Here is a 19268-nt window from a genome sequence, read left to right on the forward strand (position 1 = left end):
CCGGAATCTCTGCCCTTTCCTTGCAACCTGGCCACCTCCGCCGTGCGTACAGGTCGCGTAGGTCGCGTACTCGCGTAGGTCGCATCCAGCGAAGCGCAACCCCCACCGGGAAGACGGCGTACACGGATTCCAGGCTCCCTCTTCCCTGACGGCGTTGGCTCACTGCCTGCTCAACCTACTTGCACGACCGAACGGTTGCCCGACCAGGCCGGACGGCCCCATGCGTCCGACCACGACCGAGTTCCCGAGCCGAAGGACCGCCCACGTGCCACCCACCCCCGACGCACTCCCCGTGCTCCCCGTACTGCCCGCGCTCCCCGTGCCGCCCGTCGGCCACGACTTCGCCGCGTACGCCCGCAAGCACTGGCCCCGGCTGGTCGTGACCGCTCGGCTGCTCACCGACGACCCCGGTGCCGCGGAGGACCTGGCGCGCAGAACGCTGGTGCGGATGTGCGCGCGGTGGCGACGGGTTCCGCGCAACGACGTGGATTTCCATGTGCGGCGCTGTCTGGTGCGCGATCACCTGCGCCGGCTGCGCGGACGGCGGGCCGCGCGCCGACGGGCCGTCGTGGTGCTGCGGGTCTGGGAGGGACTGGCGGACGCGGAGATCGCCCAGTTGCTGAGCTGCTCGGTGGGGGCGGTGCGTGCGCATGCCAGAAAAGGTCTGAAGGAGGCCGGCGCCGACCCCCGGCAGCTGCGCGAGGCGTTCACCCGTGCCGCCCGGGACATCGCCCCGTCCGAGGTGCCGCTGGCCGACCTCCGGGCAGGGGGCCGCATCCGCCGACGCCGCCGCCTTGCCCTGGCCTCGGCCGTCTGCGCGGCGCTGCTCGCACCCGGCGCCCTTTTCGCCGCCGACCGGCTCGGGGGTGGCGGAACGCAGGACGGGGCGTCCGGAGCCCCGCCGGGGGACGGCCGTCGTCAGGCCACGAGCCCGATCCGGGTCGTGGGGCCGGGCGAGCGGGTGACCGCCGGGATGGGCGTACGGATGTGGCTGACGGCCGACGGGGGGCACTGGTCGGTGCCCCTCCCGGGGAACGACAGCGACCGCCCGCTCGACGAACCGGGCGTCTCCCTCCGGGTGGACAGCGTGAACGGCGGGTTCTTCCTGTCGGGCCTCTTCCACGGCCTGAGCGGCGACCCGGCCCGCGTCGAGGTGAACACCGGCGCCGGCGGCAGGACCACCGCGAAGGTCCTCGTCCTGGCGGGCAGTCCGGGGTGGGGCATCTGGTACGCGAGCACGCCACTGCCCAGCAAGAACGTACAGACGCTCCTCTCCCTGGGCGGGGACGATCGGATCGTCACGGTGTACGACGCCTCGGGCAGGGTCGCCGCACGGTCGGACCGCGAGTGGTGGCGGATATGAGCTTGTTCGAGAACAGGGAAGGGGACGGGAACCCGGACGGGACCGGAACGGAGGCCGGGAAGGGGTCCGGGAAGGAGGCCGGGGCGGGGTCCGGGAAGGAGGCCGGGGGCGGGGCGGACAGGCTGCTGCCGCGACCGGTGCGCACCGCGCGGCGGCCGCGGAAGGGGATGCTGTCGAAACGTCGGCACCGTGAGCGCGTGCCGCTGCGGATCCGGTTCCGGCGCAACCGGGGTCGGCGGCTCCGCCGGCTGTTGTACGCCTTCCTCACGCTGCTCGCTGCGCTGTGTGCGGCGGCCGTACTGGCGTACCACCTGACGGCCATTCCGAAGCCGCACCCCGAGACCGTCACCCAGAGCACCGTGTTCCTCGACTCGGGCGGCGCCTATCTGGGCCGGCGCGGACCGGTCGACCGGCAGGACATCCCGTTGTCCGCGGTCCCCCGGCATGTGCAGGACGCGGTGATCGCCGCGGAGAACCGCTCCTTCCGTACGGACAGCGGGATCTCGCCGCGGGCCATCGCGCGGGCCACGCTGGCGACGCTGACGGGCGGCGACCCGCAGGGCGGCTCCACCATCACCCAGCAGTACGTGAAGAACGCGCTGCTGAGCCCGGAACACTCGTTGGCCCGCAAGGCGCGTGAGGCGCTCATCGCGATCAAGCTGGACCGCACCCGCACCAAGGACGAGATCCTCGAGGGCTATCTCGACACCGTGTACTTCGGGCGGGGCGCCGCCGGGATCCAGTCCGCCGCGCGCAACTACTTCGGCGTGGACGCGCAGAGCCTGACGGTCGCGCAGGGCGCCGCGCTGGCGAGCATCCTCAACATCCCCTCGTACTACGAGAAGGCGGGCTCCGATCCGAAGGTGACCGCGAAGCTGGAGAACCGCTGGGAGTGGGTGCTCGACGCGATGGCCGCGAGCGGGAGCATCACGGCGAAGCAGCGGGCCGCGGCGCGATTCCCGGCTTTCCGGTTCTATCCGCCGGGCGAGACCGAGGGGCAGCGGCAGTATCTGATCGACGTCGCCGCGAAGGAGGCCGCCGACCGGCTCGGCATCACCGAGGACCGGCTCGCGAGCGGCGGCTACAGCGTGACGACCACCTTCGACCTGGCGTTGCAGGACAGCGCCACACAACTCGTCCAGGGGCATCCCGGGGGCAAGGGTGTGCGGGTGCACACCGCCGTCGTGGGCCTGGTGCCCGGCGACGGAGCGGTACGGCTGCTGTACGGGGGCTCGGACTATGCGCGGCAGTCGTTCAACGACGCGGTGAGCGGGGCGGTGGAGGCGGGGACGGCCCTGGATCCGTTCAGCGAGGTGAGGCATGCGGGCGAGCCGTTGAGCAAGTTGCTGAAGACGACGGCGCCGACCCCGCTGAACCTGGCGTCGGCGTACGCGACGGTGGCGGCGGACGGCAGGTACGCCAGCCCGTACACCGTCGCACGCATCACACGGGAGGGCCGCACCGTCTACCGGGCGCGTCCCGACGTGCGGCAGGTTCTGGACGAGAAGGTGGCGCTGGTGGCGGGCGTGCGATCGGGGGCCGGACCGGGGGCCGTCGCCGTCGACGAAGCCGTCGACGCGGGCTCGGCGGAGGCGAAGAATTTCGCCGTCGCCGGGGCGGGCGGCGGGATCACCCGGCGGACCGTGTGGACCACCGGGTACGACGACCGACTCGCCCTGACGGTCGCGCTGTTCGCCGACCGGGCAGGCAGCGGGAAGGGCACGACGGTCCCCGCGCAGCTGCCGAACGAGCCGTCGCCGCCAGAGTTCGCACAGAGTGTGGCGGCGAGGATCTGGGACGCCGCCACGAAGGACGGGTCGAAAGGTGCCGCGGAGGGTGCCGCGGCGAGCGACGCGCCGAACTGATGAGCCGAACCGATGCGCCGAACCGATGCGCCGAACGATGCCAAGGGTGGCGGGGGCGGCGCATGGGCGGTGAAGCCGCTGTCGGCGAGACCGGCAGGCCGGTCAGTCGGCCTCTGCCTTCCGGAGAACCTTCAGAGCCCACTCGAACGCGAGCACGGCGGTCCGCATCGACCGCTGGCGCCATTCGTCATCTGCCTTCAGAGGGTTGGCGAGATCCGATACACCCCGCAAGACGGCGACGGGCACCTGCTTGCGGGTGCATGCTGCCAATACACCGCCTGCCTCCATTTCGACGCCCAAGGCTTTTGGCCATGCGGCGCGCAAGTCAGTCCGCCATTGATCAGTGCTTACCACTTCGTCAACGGAGACAAGAGTTGCACCCCCGCCATTGCGTAGCGTGGGGCGGCGACCTTCGGGAAAGTCGAACTCGCTTACTGCTTGCCCCATCCAGGCGTTCCTGTCGAAGGAACCCGACTGAAATATTCGAGTCAGGCGATTATCCACATTGAATGCCTTGATACGGAATTCCGGATGATCGCCATCCGGACCGGTCCGCATTTTGCGACTGCCCAGGTCTGCAATTACTTGCGCATTGATCACGTCACCCCGGGATACTCCATCCTCCTCGAACCCGCCGCATATCCCGAGCACGACGACCAGGCCCGGCGTTTCCGTATCAGGTGCGTTCAAGTATTCGAGCATTTCGATCGCCGCCTCGACTCGGCCGGCGCTGTGGGCGGGCAGGACGTGTACTGGAAAGCCTTCGCAAGTCCCCGTCCAGGTAATCTGTGGATATTCTTGGGTGAGACCCCACCGCCTGCACAGTTCATCGAGCTCGAACTGTAGCGCCACAAAAATGAGGAGTGATCCGATCCCGGCGACTCCTCCCTGCTCGACGCCACGAAACCGCGCCAACTCCCGCCTCCCCTCGACTGTCAATTCCAGGGAGGGCTTCGTTTGTGAGCCATGTAGCACAATGAAACCGTGGCCGACCGCGGAGCGCACCACCTTCTTGAACTCGGCCGCCGTAAGATTGCAACGCTCGTTGACGACAGCCCAGGCCGCGGCGTTCCCGAGAGAACCGACCGACTGCAACAGACGACCCTCATTCTCCTCCATTTTTCCCTCCGCGCGGCCGCAGGGCAGTCAATGGTTTGCGAGGTACTGTCGGCAGGCATGCTTCCTCCCACCACCATGGGCCCGTCGAGAAATATGCGGGAAGCCTGGAACAGGCAGCTTCCATCTCGGCTTCGGTGGGTCCTGGAATGTCCACCATCTGACCCAGCTGCACTGCCTGCGCATTTTGCGCGTCATCGATGCTGATGAGGTGTGAGGAATAGGCCGCCTTCAATTGAGAGTTGTCCGACGAGATTTCATAGGCGAGACGCCAAAGCATCCCAGAGATGTCGTCGTAACCATGCCCTGAAAGCAGCACGGCAAGATTACTGGCCGCTGAGCTGAATGTTTCGTCGTCAGCAGAGCTCCCCGTCCACAACAGATACCGCATGAGGTCGATTCCACGGGCCCCTACTTCATCGTTGCGAGAAGCGGAAAAGGAGTCCGCAAGGAACCGGAGAACCGTCGAGGCCTGACCCTGGTCCGGTTTGCTGCACTCAGTTTCTACCCATTCCTGAATCAGTTTCTCCAGCAGTACATAGTTCTTGGCCTTTTCCAGTAGCTGGAAAACCTGGGTACGGAATCCGTCGTTGGAATTATCCTCGGCCGCTACCTGCACGAGAGCCTCGAGCTCTCCCTCTTGCGGCGGGTATCCCTGCGCCAGGTTCAAAGTTGCCGCAAGAAGGGCCTGCCGGTTGGGCTTGAAGTCGGGCGCGCGCTCAGCCACCGAGGCCAGATGTTCAGCCACGGCTGGAAGCGCCCCAATGCTTCCGTATTCAAGCAGGAACTCCGCCAGGTTCAGTTCGATGTTTTCATGCGACGGGTCCGTCGCATGCGCCAATTCATGCAGTTGCCAGGCCAACTCCGGCGCCCAGGCATCAAGCCGGATCGCCATGTTGCCGATCGCGGGTGCGTCTGCTTGCGGCAGTTCACGACGATGGCCGATCGACACCACCTTCCTCGCATCGTCCAGAAATTCATCTTTCCTGCCGAGCCGGTGGGAGATATAGAACCTGGTGGCGATCTGCGAGATGGATTCCTCGGTATCGCCGTTCGATTCCGGCCCGGCGCTCTCTCGTTCGCCGATCTTCCGAAGGAATTCTTGTGCGCGGGCGGTGCCGGCGTGCTCCTCGGGGAGTCGTATCGCCGGCGGTGCGGCCAGGTAGAGGAGCAGATCGGGGGGACATTCCTGGAGGTAGATGCCTCGCTCCTTGGCGAGCTGCTTCAGTCTGGCTTCTGCGCCTGCCAGGTCTTCGGTGCCATCCTCCACCACCTCTTCTGCGACTTGGAGCAGCTGCCTCAACCAATGCAGACGCGCGGAGCGTCGCGAACTGCTTCCTCGAAGCTCGACTGCCGTGATCGCAGGAGCGACGAACTCCATGAAAGCCTCGGGCCAGACCAGCCGCGAGATGATGCGCTTGACGGAGTCGCCCTCGACGTCGCGCAATATGGAAAACTCTTGCAGCAACTCGTTGAACAGCCGCTTCGCCTGCCTGGGGGTGTGCGCGGAGAGCGCCGGCGCAAGTACTCCCAGGGGCCCGTCCGTGGGGGCGCTCTGGAGCAGGTTCCGGAGGTGTGCGACACCGCGAGGAACCGGGTTGTCCGGCACCAGCTTCTCGCAGTATCGAGCCGTGTCGGCGAACCCCGACAGGAGCTCGGGAAGCCTCAACTGAAAGTGAACGAACTTTTCCAGAGCTTCCCCGTGATATCGCTCCTGTAGATCCGTGGCCGCTTGGGCAGATTTCTTCAGATGTTCCTCGTCGGCGGCCACGGCGAAGAAGAGATTGGGTGCCGTCACCCAGAAGTTCAGGGCTGTCAGAATCTCAGCCGTATAGGTTGCGGGACAGCGGTCGAGGTCGTCTATGAGCTGTATATGAACGTGCGACAGGCGCTTTGATACTTCCCTCTGGCTCTCTCGATATTCGAGGAAAGACTCATGAATCCACCTCTCCAAGAAGGGCCCGGAGGAAAAACTGTCGAGCTTCTTTCGGAGGTACAGTTCCGCCTTGATCGGCCGCACGGCTCCCAGATCGCCGTCCGAGTAGTTGAGGTCTTCGAGGAGTTGATCCCTGTAGTAAGCGGGGAGCCCCTGAAGAATTTCATAGGCCAAGCCGAGCCGGGCCGGCTGAGAGGACGCAGCGTGCGGGGGAGCGAAGAAAGTCGACGTCGTGACCACGTAGGCATCGCCGATGAGAAACCCGTTTGCGTCCCGCCTGATCGACGTTTCCGTCTCTTTCAAGAGGGCGTAGACCAGGTCGAGCAGGACGTGCAGTGCGCTGGACTTTCCAGATCCCCACGGCGCGGACACGCCATACACGGCGGATTGACTCGGCTCGGGGGAGAACACCGCTGCGGCTACATGTTCGGCGAGGAATTTAAGACGACCGTAGAAATCTTCTTGGTGTTGGAACAACGTATCGCGTTCGAGGTCTACCGGGCCTTCCGGCGCCATCCATAGCCTCTGTAGCCGCTGTCGCTCATCCACGTATTCGTCACCCCGCGGTCAAAGTTCTGTTTCCATGGTCGCACTGTCGGCGAGCCGTCGCAGATTCAGGCCACTGCTCCAGGACGGCGGCTCAGAGGCCTTACATGATCGCTTTCTGTCGGGTGCGTCAGGCCGGCATGTGACAGGGGCCTCATACCCGGCTTCGGTAGCGGGCGAACCGGTTAACAGAGCAGAAACGGTACGGGATATCGAAGCCATGACTCCGGTTGTTCATCGAAGAACCGAATCCAATAAAAACGGTCAGATCAAGTACCGTCCCCCAACGGATCTTGAGCAATTTTGCGGTGCACTGTGCTGGGCAAATTCCGCCGAGGGTGAGGTCGAGCAGGCGGGCGAAGAGGTGCGCGACGCGGGTCCGGGACCTGGCTCGCACCCTCTACGGCGGGTGGGAGGACGACGGGCAGGACGATGTCGACGCGGACGAGGTCCTGGGCGGTCCCAACGGGTCGGAGAGCCTGACGCAAGCACGGGAACACTACTCGGCAGCACGGGAACACTGCTCGGCGTTCATCGCCGGGTCGGCCGGTCCCGACAGCGTCACTCGGGGTGGCGAGGGGGCTTGGCGGTGCGCCGCCAGGCTTGTCGTCGAGGGCTCGGCGACGCCCCGAGCGGGGGCCGTCCGGGAGGGCGGCTCCGGCGGGGCGCCGATGCGACGCTCAGCGGTGAACTCCGCCCGGATGTCACGTGCTACGGGACGTATCTGACGGGTCGTCGACATGGGAGTGCCTCGGAGGGGCATTCGGAGAATGCGAGCCGAAAGTGAGGAGTGCGTGGCCCGTTCGGTCCGCGCAATCGACAATCGGGAGTATTCGATGACGAGTTATGGCAGCTCTTCCACCGCGTCCTCCGGATCACGCACCAACGGTCTGGCCATCGCGAGTCTGTGCTGCGGCATCGTCGGACTGTTCATCCTGAACATCGTCCTGGGGCCGCTGGCCATCATCTTCGGCGCCGTCGCCCGACGCCGGGCGGCGGTCGAGAACGGCGCCGGGATGGCGAAGGCCGGCATCATCCTCGGCATCGTCGACGTGGTGTTGTGGCTCGTGCTCCTGGTCGTCGCCGCCAGCAACGGCGGATTCAGCTGGTACGTGGGCGGCTGACCGCCCTGGACGCGCGGCGGGCGCCGGGCCGAGGGGGACGACCCCGGCCCGGCGCCGCCGTGTCGGCGCAGGCCGGGGCCGGGGCCTGCGCCGGGGCCGCGGGAGTGTGCGCGGCCGGCCGCCGTCAGGCGGACGGGTTCAGCACCACCGCGGCCGTGTTGTTCCTGCTCTTCGGGTCGAAGGGGAAGGACGTGCCGTAGTCGGGGCGGGCGACGACGCGGCCCGTCGCGTCGGGCACGAGCCGGTCGATGTGCAGCCGGAACGGGAACTTGACCTTGAGGTCCGGCTTGGCCCACATCGGCAGGGTGCAGGCGTAGTGGCCGACGGCCGGGTCGTCGCCGGAGGTCGAGGCGGTGCGGCAGGTGTCGGGGACGGACGTGGCGGTGGTGCCCTCTGGGAGGTAGAAGTCGATCACGGCGACCGGGTCGCCGGAGCTGACGTTGCCCACCCAGGCCGGGCCGCGGTTGACGAAGCGGAAGGCGGCGGTGACCGTGTCACCGGCCGCGCCGCTCACCTTGCTGCCGCGCACCGCGAAGTCGGCGGTGTTGTCGGCGTCGATGTGCCAGGCACGACCGTTGTCCGAGCTGTCGAGGTCGGTGACCTCGCCGCCGGGCTGGACCTCGTAGTCGAACCGCTCGTACAGCGCGTGGCCGGTGACGGCGAGCCGCAGCGGCTCCGGCAGCGGGACGGTGGCGCCGGGCGCGACGTCGGTGTCGAAGGAGCAGGTCACGTATGTCATGGGCGTGTACTCGCCGCCGTCGTCCGGCCCCCTGTAGGTGCACTGCGGGTAGCGGGTGACGACGTCGAGGCCGTACGTCGCCCACATCCGCACGCTGAAGCCGTGGGCGGTCTCGTTGCCGGTGTTGGTGACGGAGAACGGCACGGTGAGGGCGGTGCCGGTCGCGACGTCGGTGACGTCCTGCGGGGCGCTGACGCCGAGGTCCGGGCCGGAGCCGACGGTGACGGAGGTCGCCGCGGAGTCCTCCGGGACGACCAGCGTGCCGTCGGGTCCGCCGGTGGCCTCGGCGGCGTACGCGATCGAACCCTGCGCTCCCACGGCGGCCCCGGCGGCGGCCCGCACCTTCAGCTGCACCTGCGCGCTGTAGCGGGTCGGTACGTCCCCGGTGTCGCACACGGCGACGGCGCCGGCGTCGTCGGGTGTGCAGTTGTCGGGCCAGACCACCTCGGCGACCCCGGCGAGCCCGGATACGTCGACGGTCAGCCGCCCCTCGGTCACGGTGAAGTTGCCGTTGTCGTGGTACAGGCCGAGCGCCAGCGACCGGTACTGCGCCGCCCCGCCGTCCGGAGCGACGGTGACCGCCTGCTCGTACGGCGCCTGGATCCACAGCTGGTCGGTCTGCGGCTCGTCGTCGGCGAGGGCGACCCCGCTTCCGAGACCGGCGACGATCAACGCCCCCACGGCTGTGGCACATGCCCCGCGGCGCAGTGCGCGCCCGACGGTCACAGAATTCATGAAATCTCCCGGATCGGACCGAATACACCCGGCAAGTGGTCTGCACCGAGCGCGAGTTGGACGGTCCGCCGGGACGGAAGGTTGTAGGTGGCGGGCACGTGGGGCGGAGTTCTCACCGTCTTCTTGATCCCACGGCGGAAGGCCGAGAACGTCGCGGACACGGAAATATGAGTCCGATATGTTCGATATGTAGGCATGTGTGGCGTCAGGCCGGATACCCGTGCGGAATGGTACGGACACTGAAGCCGCACAAGCGGCACGACGAGCGCACGGCCGACCGCGACGGCGGGACCGGGCAGGATCCGGCCGCCGTCGGTCCGGACGAGCAGGTGGAGCGGCAGGCCCCCGACAAGCCCACTGACCTGCCAAAACGCTCCTGGGGAGCGGTACTGAAAGGAACCTTGAAGGAGTTCAAGAAGGACGAGCTGGCCGACCGGGCCGCGGCCCTGACCTACTACTCGATCCTGGCGCTGTTCCCCGCGCTGCTCGCGCTGGTGTCACTGCTGGGGATCGTCGGGCAGTCGGCCACCCAGACCGTCCTGGACAACATCCAGAAACTCGCGCCGGGCGCGGCTCAGGACGTCCTGCGCAACGCGGTGCAGCAGATGCAGGGCAAGGGCGGGATCGGCTCGGTCATGGCGATCGTGGGCCTGGTGCTCGCGGTGTGGTCGGCGTCCGGCTATGTCGCCGCGTTCATCCGCAGCGCCAACGCGGTCTACGACATCCCCGAGGGCCGTCCGGTGTGGAAGGTGCTGCCCGTGCGGGTCGGCGTGACCGTGGTGCTGATGGTCGTGGCGGTGATCAGCGCGCTGATCGTGGTGTTCACCGGCAGTCTGGCCCGGCAGGTCGGCACCACCCTCGGGGTCGGTGACACGGCGCTGACCGTGTGGTCGATCGCGAAGTGGCCGGTGCTGGTGGTCCTGGTCACGGTGATGATCGCGGTCCTGTACTGGGCCACCCCGAACGCGCGCGTGCGCGGCTTCCGCTGGGTCACGCCGGGCAGCTTCCTGGCGTTGCTGATCTGGATGGTCGCGTCCGCCGGGTTCGCGCTCTACGTGGCCAACTTCGGCTCGTACAACAAGACCTACGGCACTCTGGCCGGCGTGATCATCTTCCTGGTGTGGTTGTGGATCACCAACCTGGCCATCCTGCTCGGCCTGGAGTTCGACGCCGAGTTGGTCCGCCAGCGCGCCGTCGCCGGCGGCCACCCGGCCGACGACGAGCCGTACGTCCAGCCGCGCGACACCCGCACCTGGGACGAGGAGGACCGCCGCCGCCTCGGGTCCTGACCCGGCGCAGGCGGCCGGCACCCCGGGCGGAGGCGGCCGGCACCCCGGGCGCAGGCGGCCGGAACCCCGGGCGGAGGCGGCCGGAACCCCGGGTTCAGGACACCGTCCGCTCCTGGACCGGCTCGAGGGAGATGTGCGGGGACAGGGCGCGGAGGAAGTCGGGCGCGTCGAAGATCTCGCCCGCGGAGGCGACACCGACCGTGCGGGTCCGGCCGGTCAGGATGCGCTCGACCGCCTCCACCGCGAGCGGCGCGCTGACGGCGTAGATGTCCCGGCCGCTCGCCACGGCGCGCCGTTCGGCGCCGCCGGAGCGTACGACGACGTCGACGACGAAGGTCTGGTCGGACCGCCCGTTCCCGTCGGCGGCGGTCGGCGCCGGGGTGTCCGAGGCCGCGAGGTCCGTGGCCGCCTCGGTCGTCATGTGGGTGCGTACGGCGGGGATGGCGAGGTGGCTGGGGATGGTGACCACGTCGGCCATCGTGAACTCCCCGACGACCTCCCTGGCGCCCAGCGGCTCGGGAAAGGCCCACTTCAGGAGCGTCGGCCGGTCGTCGTGGTACTCCAGCCGCCCGCCCGTGAAGCGCACGCGCCGGCCGCCGCGCCGCTCCCGGGAGACCGTGCCGGCGGTGCGTGTCCCGGGGGTCGGGTGCCAGCCGCTCAGTCCGTAGGCGACGTCCGCCTCGTCGGCCGCCGTCCAGTCGCCCATCGCGGCGGTGGCGAGCAGGTCGCCGAGACCGCCGTAGAAGGCCATCGCGGGGACGATCACCGCTCCCGCCGCGCGGGCACGGTCGGCGAAGTGCGCGAACGTGTCGAGGTTGGCCTCGATCTCCGCCGCCACGTCGACGTACGGGATCCCGGCGCGCAGGGCCGCCTCGATCACCGGAGCGGCGGTCGTGGCGAAGGGACCGGCGGTGTTGATCACGGCGTCCGCGCCGGCCAGGGCACGGTCGAGCGAGGCGGGGTCGTCGACCGACGCGGGCCGGACCTCGAGTCCGGGTGCGGGTGTGAGTCCAGGTGCGGGTGCGGACGTCCACGTGGATGCCGCCGCCCGCAGCTTCTCGGCGTCGCGGCCGGCGAGGACCGGGACGAAGCCGCGGTCCCGCAGCCGTGCCACCACGAACCGTCCGGTGTGGCCGTACGCGCCGTACACCACCACCGTCCGCCCCGTGCCCGACCCCGACCCTGATGCCGTTCCCATGGGTTCCCCCCGCCCTCGAATGATCCGCGTGATCCGCGTGATCCGTTGAGAACATCCTGGCGAGGGTGGGTGTCCGCGCGTGAGTGTCCGGAACGACATGCCCCGTACACTTTCGGACATGGGTACCGTCGCGCTGGCCGTCACCGAGGGGATGCTGCACTTCGAACTGTCCATGGCGTACGAGGTGTTCGGCGCCGCTCCGGTCGGCGTGACCGTCCCCTGGTACGACGTCGAGGTCTGCGGGTCGGACGCCGTGCGGGTCGGGCGGTTCCGGCTGGAGCCCGACCACGGGCTCGACCGCCTGGGCCGCCTCCGGCAGGCCGACACCGTGATCGTGCCCGGCTGGGCGGACGTCGACGAGGAGCCACCCGCCGAACTCGTCGACGCGGTGCGCGCGGCCCACGAGGCGGGTGCGCGCGTGGCCTCGCTGTGCACGGGCGCGTTCGTGCTGGCCGCCGCCGGACTGCTGGACGGCAGGCGCGCGACCACGCACTGGGCGCACACCGACGTCCTGGCCGCCCGCCATCCGCGGCTGGAGGTCGATCCGGACGTGCTCTACGTGGACAACGGCAGTGTGCTCACCTCCGCCGGCAAGGCCGCCGCGATGGACCTGTGCCTGCATCTCGTCCGTCTCGACCACGGTTCGTCCGTCGCCAACGCCGTCGCCCGCCGCCTGGTCGTGCCGCCGCACCGGGCGGGCGGCCAGGCCCAGTACGTCGCCGCCCCGGTGCCCGCCCGGGACGACCACCCGCTCGCCTCGCTGTTCCCCTGGGCGATCGAGCGCCTCGACCGGCCGCTCACCGTGGAGGACCTGGCCCGCCGGGCACGGATGAGTTCGCGCACCCTCGGCCGCCACTTCAGGACGGTGACCGGCACCACTCCGTTGCAGTGGCTGCTGACCCAGCGGATCCGGCGCGCCCAGGAGTTGCTGGAGACCACCGACGACGTCGTCGACGTCATCGCGACGGCCACCGGCATGGGCACCGCCACGACGCTGCGCCGGCACTTCAACCGCACGGTCGGCGTGCCTCCGGACACCTACCGCCGGACCTTCCGCGCACGGCCGGGCGTCGACCCGACACGGGCCGGGTGAAACGGGATCCGTGCGTACGAGGCGCACGGTCTGGGGCAAGGTGATCCACGCCCCGCGCATCATGGCCCGCGCCTCGCGCCTCGCGCCCCACGCCTCACGCCCCGCGCACCGGGAGCGGTGGGGCGGAACGGAAGGACGATCTGTGACGGACCAGCACCTGAGCCGTACCCTTCGCTCCCGGTGGGGGGCTGTTCCCGGGGTCCGCGCGGTGGCGTCCTACCGGCGCGAGTGGCTGGTCAAGGATCTGGTCGCGGGCGTCGTCCTGACCACGCTGCTGGTGCCGCAGGGCATGGCGTACGCCGAGTTGGCGGGTCTGCCGGCCATCACCGGCCTCTACACGACGATCCTCTGTCTGCTCGGCTACGCGGTGTGCGGGCCGTCCCGGGTCCTGGTGCTGGGCCCGGACTCCTCGCTGGGGCCGATGATCGCCGCCACCGTGCTGCCCCTGGTGGCGGCGGACGGTGACCCCGACCGGGCGGTCGCGCTGGCGTCGGTGCTCGCGCTGATGGTGGCGGCCGTCATGATCCTCGCCTCGGTGGCGAAGCTCGGTTTCATCGCGGATCTGATCTCCAAGCCGACGATGATCGGCTACATGAACGGCCTGGCCCTGACCATTCTGATCGGTCAGCTGCCCAAGCTGCTCGGCTTCAAGGTCGAGGCGGACAACCTGATCGGCGAGTGCGCCGGCTTCGTGCGGAAGCTCGCCGACGGGGCGGCGGTGCCGGCCGCCGCGGCGGTCGGCGGCTGCGGGATCGTCCTGGTCCTGGTCCTCCAGCGCTTCGTGCCGAAGGTCCCCGCGGTGCTCGTGATGGTGGTCCTGGCGATCGCCGCGACCACCGTCCTCGATCTCGGCGAGCACGGTGTGGTCCTGGTCGGGGAACTGCCCGCGGGCTTCCCGCCGTTCACGGTCCCCGACGTCCGGCTCGCCGACTTCCCCCCGCTGCTCGGCGGTGCGCTGGGGATCGCCCTGGTGTCCCTGGCCGACACCATCTCCAACGCGTCGGCCTTCGCGGCCCGCTCGGGACAGGAGGTCCGCGGCAACCAGGAGATGGCCGGGGTCGGCGTCGCGAACCTGGCGGCCGGTCTCTTCCAGGGCTTCCCGGTCAGCGCGAGCGGCTCCCGTACGGCGGTGGCGGAGCGCGCGGGGGCCAGGAGCCAGCTCACCGGGGTCGTCGGCGCGGCGCTCATCGTCCTCATGCTGGTGCTGGTCCCGGGCCTGTTCCGCAACCTCCCCCAGCCGGCCCTCGCCGCCGTGGTCATCACCGCGTCCCTGTCCCTGGCCGACATCCCGGGGGCGGTACGGCTGTGGCGGCAGCGCCGGACGGAGTTCGCGTTGTGCCTGGCGGCCTTCGTCGGCGTGGCCCTGCTCGGCGTGCTGCCCGGGATCGGCGTCGCCGTGGCGCTGTCCGTCCTCAACGTCTTCCGGCGCGCCTGGTGGCCGTACAACACCGTGCTGGGGCGGGTGCGGGGCCTGGAGGGCTACCACGACGTCCGTTCCTACCCGGCGGCCGGCCGGCTGCCGGGCCTGGTGATCTACCGGTTCGACGCCCCGCTCATCTTCGCCAACGCCAAGGCCTTCCGCGACGAGGTCGGGCGGCTGGCCGGGGCGGACCCGCGGCCGAGCTGGATCGTGATCGCGGCGGAGCCGATGACGGACGTGGACACCACCGCCGCCGACGTTCTGGCGGAGCTCGACGAGACGCTCAACGCGCACCATGTGCACCTGGTCTTCGCCGAGCTCAAGGACCCCGTGCGACGCAAGATTGAACGGTACGGGCTCACCCGCACCATCGACCCCCGGCACTTCTTCCCCACCGTGGAGGCCGCCGTCGCCGCCTTCCGCCTGCGCACCGGAGCGGAATGGACGTCGGGCCCCGACGCCGCCACGCCCCCGCCCGCCGCCGCGCAGGACGACATGTGAGCGACGTGAGCGGCATGAGCGATGTGAGCGACGTGAGCGACGTGAGCGACGTGAGCGGCGCCCCGGTCGTGGAGCCCGTCCGTCAGGTGAGGCCGCCCCGTTCGCAGACCCGGCGGGCGACCTCGCGGAGCTTGACGTTGTGCTCCTGCGAGTAGCGGCGCAGGACGTCGAACGCCTCGTCCTCGGTGAGCCGGTGACCGCCCATGAGGATGCCCATGGCCTCGCCGATCACATGCCGGGTGGCGACCGCCTGCTGCATCTGGGCGTGCGCGCGGGCGCTGGAGAAGGCGACCGCGGCGTGCGAGGCCAGCAGCCAGCCGGCCGTCTCGCCGGCCTCGGTGAAGGCGCCGGGTCTGCGCGAATAGAGGTTGAGCGCGCCGAGGTCCTCGTCCTCGGTGAACAGCAGGAAGCCCATCATGCTGCCCACGCCCAGGGCGTGGGCCCGTGGCGCGTAGGCGGGCCGGCGCGGCTGCTCCAGGGTGAAGTCGGCGATGCGGAACACCCGTTCCCTCTGCGCGGTGCGGGCGGCGTCGAAGCACGGCCCCTCGCCCAGCTGTTCCTGCAGCCGGTCGCTGTCGACGACGAGTCGGTCCGTGGCGGCCACCGTGTCCACCTTCGTCCCGCGCAGGGTGAGGATGCCGGCCTCGTCGCAGCCCTCCACCAGCTCGGTGGCCGAGGTGGCGATCCGGCTCAGCGTGGCCCCCACCGAATCCTGCTTCAGAAGGTCGCGGGCGTCGACGCCAGCTGCTGAGCGAACCGCTCAGTCCATCGCGTCCTCCGCCTCTCCCGGTCGTCACCCCCACCCTGCACGCGAGCCGCGGCGGCCTTCGGAGACGGCACGGTCGGGGGCGTCAGTCCCGGACGAGCTGATCGGCCAGCCGGTGCGCCTGGGCCAGCAGCGTTCCGTACGTCACCAGCGCGTCCGGGTCGTCGGGCACGGCTCCCGGCAGCCGGCGGCGGAACTCGTCGAGGGTGCGGTGGAGTTCCCCGACCGCCTCACGCAGCTGCTCCGCCCCTGCGTCGTCGGGGTCGCCCGGGGCGAACCGGGTCCGGCCGTACAGCCGGACGGCGCGCGCCGTGTGGCGCAGGAAGTCCGCATAGGCGTGGGTGATCCTCGCGGGCGGCCGGGACGTCTCCCCGCTCTCCGCGATCTCCCGCACGGTCCGGGTCACCCCCGCGGTGTGGACGGCGACGTGGTCGAGCACGACCAGCGCGTCGTCGTACGCCTTGCCGCGCGAGGAGCGGGGCTGTGCGCGGCGGCCGCGCGGGTTGCCGCGCATGCTCTCCCGGCTCCAGCCGATCGCCGACCGGGCCTGGTCGACCAGCCGGCCCAGGCGCAGGGCCCGCTCGTGCCGGTTCCCGGCCGCCTGTCCGTCCCACTCGCCGTCGGCCAGGCCGTCGGCCACCGCGTCCAGGATCTCCTGCGCCTCACGGGCCGCGTCCTCCAGTGCGGAGCGGGCGTCGCGCAGGTACACCGGCGGCCGGATCAGCACGTTGACCGCCACACCGACCACCGCGCCGAACACCGCCTCCCCGACGCGGGCGGCCGACGAGACGACGCTCACCTGGCCACCGGTCAGCACGAAGAGCGCACCGGTGGCGGCGTAGACGCCCTGACTTCCCAGCCGCCGCCACTGCCCCAGCAGCAGCACCGCGGGAAGGACCAGGGCCATGGCGGCCATCGTGCTGCCCAGCAGCAGTGTCCCCGCCGTGGCCATGACCGTGCCCACGGCGATCGCCGCGAGCTGCTGGAGCCCGTGCGCGACGGACCGGTACACGGTCGACTCCACCAGCACGACCGCGACCCACGGCGCCACGAACGCCATGGGGGCCTCGAGCCACCAGCCCACGACCGCCCACGCCAGCCAGGCGGCCAGCGCCGCCTTGCCCGCCTGGACCGCCAGGTCCCGCTCGCGGCCCGGGCCCGCCGCCGCCCGCCGTACCGCGGCCACGGCGGACCCGGCCCAGAGCCGAACGGCCCATGTCGTCCTACGCGTCCACTCCATGGCACAGCGAGTGCCACACCAGGGACGATACGCACCCGCCGACCGCGACTTCGCTCATCGAATCGTCGAACCCGATCGCCGGGCGCGGTCCGGTCAGAGGGGCGAACCGGGGTCCCCGGGCCGGATGCGTCCCCGCCAGGAGCCCGTCTCGCCGCCGCGCTGCTCGATGTAGTCCTTGAAGCGGTGGAGGTCTCCCTTGACCCGGCGGTCGATCATGCCGAGCATGTCCGCGCCCTTCTCGGCCATGCCGGTGGGCTCGACGTCCATCGTGAGCTCCACCCGGGTGTGGCTGTCGTCCAGGCGCTCGAACCGGACGGATCCCCGCTGGCGGGAGTCGCCGTCGACGACCCGCCAGGTGATCCGGTCGTCCGGCAGCTGGTCGACGATCTCGGTGTCGAACTCGCGCCGCACCCCGCCGATCTTGGTGGTCCAGTGGTTGTGCCGCTCGTCGAGCTGCCGCACCTCCTCGACCCCCTCCATGAAGTTCGGGAACTCCTCGAACTGCGTCCACTGGTTGTAGGCCGTGTGGACGGGGACGTCGACCTCCACCGCTTCCTTCACCCTGCTCATCGTTCCTCCTCGCTGACGGTCGTTTCCGTTGCGCAGGACGCCGGGTACCCGAGTGCACAGGAATCAAGACCGACACATGAGGGTGTATTACGGCGTATCCCGCCGCACGGCGGGAACTCGGCCGCCATGAACGCCGAGACAGGAACCCAGGGCTCCTACTGGCTGGAGACCGCGCCGCCCGGCGCCCCGGCGCCCCCGCCGTCCGGTGACCTCACGGTCGACGTCGCCGTGGTCGGCGCCGGCATCGCCGGTCTCAGCACGGCCTGGGAGCTGGTCCGGCAGGGACGCGAGGTGGCGGTGCTGGAGGCGGACCGGGTCGCCGCCGGGGTCACCGGCCACACGACGGCCAAGCTGACCGCCCAGCACACCCTGATCTACGACCATCTGCGGCGCACCCGCGGCCCCGAGGGCGCCGCCCTGTACGCGCGCTCGCAGACCGAGGCGATCCGGCACGCCGCCGAGATCGTCGACGAACTCGGCGTCGACTGCGCGTGGGAAGAGGCGGCGGCCTTCACCTACGCCGAGGATCCGCGGCACGTCGCGAAGCTGCGGGCGGAGGCCGAAGCGGCACGTGAGGCCGGACTCCCCGCCGAGTTCGTGACCGAGACGGGGCTGCCCTTCGCGGTCGCCGGCGCGGTCCGGGTGAGCGGGCAGGCCCAGTTCCATCCCCGTAAGTACCTGCTGGCGCTCACCGAGGAGCTGCGCCGGCGCGGCGGCACGGTGTACGAGGGGACGCGGATCGTCGGCCTCACCGAGGGCGAGCCCTGCTTCCTGCGCACCGACACCGGTGTGTCGGTCCGCGCGCGCGAGGTCGTGATCGCCACGCACTACCCGGTCTTCGACCGGGCGCTGCTGTCCACCCGGCTCAGTCCGCGCCGTGAACTCGTCGTCGCCGCGACCATCGACGAGGACCGCGCCCCGCGCGACATGTACATCACACCGGAACGGGCCACCCGCTCCGTGCGCACCGCCCCGTACCGCGACGGCAAACGCCTGCTGATCGTCACCGGGGAACACTTCACCCCCGGCACCGCCGACGTCGAGGAGAGGTTCGCCCGGCTGTCCGCCTGGGCCGACGACTGCTTCGACGGTCTCACCTTCACCCACCGCTGGGCGACCCAGGACAACGACTCCACCGACTCCGTGCCCCTGGTCGGACCGCTCCACCTCGGCAGCCGGCACGCCTATGTGGCCACCGGTTTCGGCGGCTGGGGCATGAGCGGCGGCATCATGGCGGGCCGGCTGCTCGGCGACCTGATCAACGGCCGGGAGCCGGCCTGGAGCGGCCTGTACGACCCGCGCCGCCTGGCGTCCGTGGTCCGCGAGGGGGCCACGTTCCTGAAACACCAGGCGCAGGTGGCCCGGCACTTCGTCGGCGACCGGCTGCCGGCCGTGACGGCCCTCGCGCCGGACGACATCCCGCCGGGCCACGGCGCCGTGCTGCGCCTGGGCGGGCGGCAGTACGCCGTCCACCGGGACGAGAGCGGCTCGCTCCAGGCGGTCTCGGCGCGCTGCACCCACCTCGGCTGCATCGTGTCCTTCAACAACGGCGAGCAGGCCTGGGAGTGCCCCTGCCACGGCTCCCGCTTCGCCCCGGACGGCAAGATCCTCCAAGGCCCGGCGGTACACCCGTTGGAGAAGCGCGACCTTCCGGAGTAACCGCACCCGCCGCCGCACATGCGAGCGGCGCGCCCGGGCCTGGGAAGGCCGGGCGCGCCGCCTGTCGCGCGCCGGTGTGCCGAGTCAGGTGTTCATCGGCTCACCGGG

General features: G+C 70.2%; 13 protein-coding genes and 1 pseudogene. 7 read left to right on the forward strand and 7 right to left on the reverse strand.

The annotated features are described in order from the left end of the window. Positions 1 to 265 precede the first annotated feature (265 nt). Together ACIRPU_RS13485 and ACIRPU_RS13490 are read left to right on the forward strand one after the other, a co-directional pair. Positions 266 to 1363: a sigma factor-like helix-turn-helix DNA-binding protein gene (locus ACIRPU_RS13485; protein ID WP_403865890.1), complete on the forward strand. Its 1098-nt coding sequence runs from the start codon at positions 266 to 268 to the stop codon at positions 1361 to 1363. A 167-nt stretch (positions 1364 to 1530) separates the two neighbouring features. Further along, positions 1531 to 3228 carry a transglycosylase domain-containing protein gene (locus tag ACIRPU_RS13490; protein ID WP_403865893.1) on the forward strand — a complete coding sequence of 566 codons (1698 nt, stop codon included), beginning with the start codon at positions 1531 to 1533 and terminating at the stop codon, positions 3226 to 3228. A 102-nt stretch (positions 3229 to 3330) separates the two neighbouring features. Here the strand turns inward: ACIRPU_RS13490 and ACIRPU_RS13495 are convergent, their stop codons facing one another. Together ACIRPU_RS13495 and ACIRPU_RS13500 are read right to left on the reverse strand one after the other, a co-directional pair. Beyond that, positions 3331 to 4347: a hypothetical protein gene (locus ACIRPU_RS13495; RefSeq protein WP_403865896.1), complete on the reverse strand. Its 1017-nt coding sequence runs from the start codon at positions 4345 to 4347 to the stop codon at positions 3331 to 3333. Further along, entirely contained in the window at positions 4334 to 6796 is a 2463-nt protein-coding gene (locus ACIRPU_RS13500; RefSeq protein ID WP_403865899.1) for a P-loop NTPase fold protein, read from the reverse strand. The genes ACIRPU_RS13495 and ACIRPU_RS13500 overlap by 14 nt, the downstream gene beginning before the upstream one ends. 866 nt (positions 6797 to 7662) lie before the next feature. Here ACIRPU_RS13500 and ACIRPU_RS13505 point away from each other — a divergent pair. Beyond that, positions 7663 to 7950: a DUF4190 domain-containing protein gene (locus tag ACIRPU_RS13505; protein WP_403865902.1), complete on the forward strand. Its 288-nt coding sequence runs from the start codon at positions 7663 to 7665 to the stop codon at positions 7948 to 7950. A gap of 124 nt (positions 7951 to 8074) precedes the next feature. On the opposite strand, the gene ACIRPU_RS13510 is transcribed toward ACIRPU_RS13505, so the two are convergent. Then, positions 8075 to 9424 carry a hypothetical protein gene (locus ACIRPU_RS13510; RefSeq protein ID WP_403865905.1) on the reverse strand — a complete coding sequence of 450 codons (1350 nt, stop codon included), beginning with the start codon at positions 9422 to 9424 and terminating at the stop codon, positions 8075 to 8077. A gap of 227 nt (positions 9425 to 9651) precedes the next feature. On the opposite strand from ACIRPU_RS13510, the gene ACIRPU_RS13515 reads away from it, so the two are divergent. Further along, entirely contained in the window at positions 9652 to 10713 is a 1062-nt protein-coding gene (locus ACIRPU_RS13515; protein WP_403865908.1) for a YihY/virulence factor BrkB family protein, read from the forward strand. A 94-nt stretch (positions 10714 to 10807) separates the two neighbouring features. On the opposite strand, the gene ACIRPU_RS13520 is transcribed toward ACIRPU_RS13515, so the two are convergent. Then, a complete protein-coding gene (locus ACIRPU_RS13520; RefSeq protein ID WP_403865911.1) occupies positions 10808 to 11911 on the reverse strand; it encodes a saccharopine dehydrogenase family protein in 1104 nt (367 codons plus the stop codon). A gap of 118 nt (positions 11912 to 12029) precedes the next feature. On the opposite strand from ACIRPU_RS13520, the gene ACIRPU_RS13525 reads away from it, so the two are divergent. Next, entirely contained in the window at positions 12030 to 13004 is a 975-nt protein-coding gene (locus tag ACIRPU_RS13525) for a helix-turn-helix domain-containing protein (RefSeq protein WP_403865914.1), read from the forward strand. A gap of 142 nt (positions 13005 to 13146) precedes the next feature. Next, positions 13147 to 14925 carry a SulP family inorganic anion transporter gene (locus ACIRPU_RS13530; protein ID WP_403865917.1) on the forward strand — a complete coding sequence of 593 codons (1779 nt, stop codon included), beginning with the start codon at positions 13147 to 13149 and terminating at the stop codon, positions 14923 to 14925. Positions 14926 to 15007: 82 nt separating this feature from the next. Here ACIRPU_RS13530 and ACIRPU_RS13535 read toward each other — a convergent pair. From ACIRPU_RS13535 to ACIRPU_RS13545, 3 genes and pseudogenes are all read right to left on the reverse strand, one after another. After that, positions 15008 to 15669, reverse strand: a pseudogene (locus tag ACIRPU_RS13535) (GAF and ANTAR domain-containing protein). Between the two features lie 107 nt (positions 15670 to 15776). Continuing rightward, positions 15777 to 16931: an aromatic acid exporter family protein gene (locus ACIRPU_RS13540; protein WP_403865920.1), complete on the reverse strand. Its 1155-nt coding sequence runs from the start codon at positions 16929 to 16931 to the stop codon at positions 15777 to 15779. Positions 16932 to 17024: 93 nt separating this feature from the next. Then, on the reverse strand, positions 17025 to 17501 hold the full coding sequence (locus ACIRPU_RS13545) for an SRPBCC family protein (RefSeq protein ID WP_403865922.1): 477 nt from the start codon (positions 17499 to 17501) through the stop codon (positions 17025 to 17027). A gap of 126 nt (positions 17502 to 17627) precedes the next feature. Between ACIRPU_RS13545 and ACIRPU_RS13550 the strand changes: the two genes are divergently transcribed. Next, a complete protein-coding gene (locus ACIRPU_RS13550) occupies positions 17628 to 19160 on the forward strand; it encodes an FAD-dependent oxidoreductase (protein ID WP_403865926.1) in 1533 nt (510 codons plus the stop codon). Positions 19161 to 19268: the final 108 nt, after the last annotated feature.

The organism is Streptomyces sp. NPDC102259 (genome assembly GCF_044766465.1).
Taxonomy (GTDB): Bacteria; Actinomycetota; Actinomycetes; order Streptomycetales; family Streptomycetaceae; genus Streptomyces.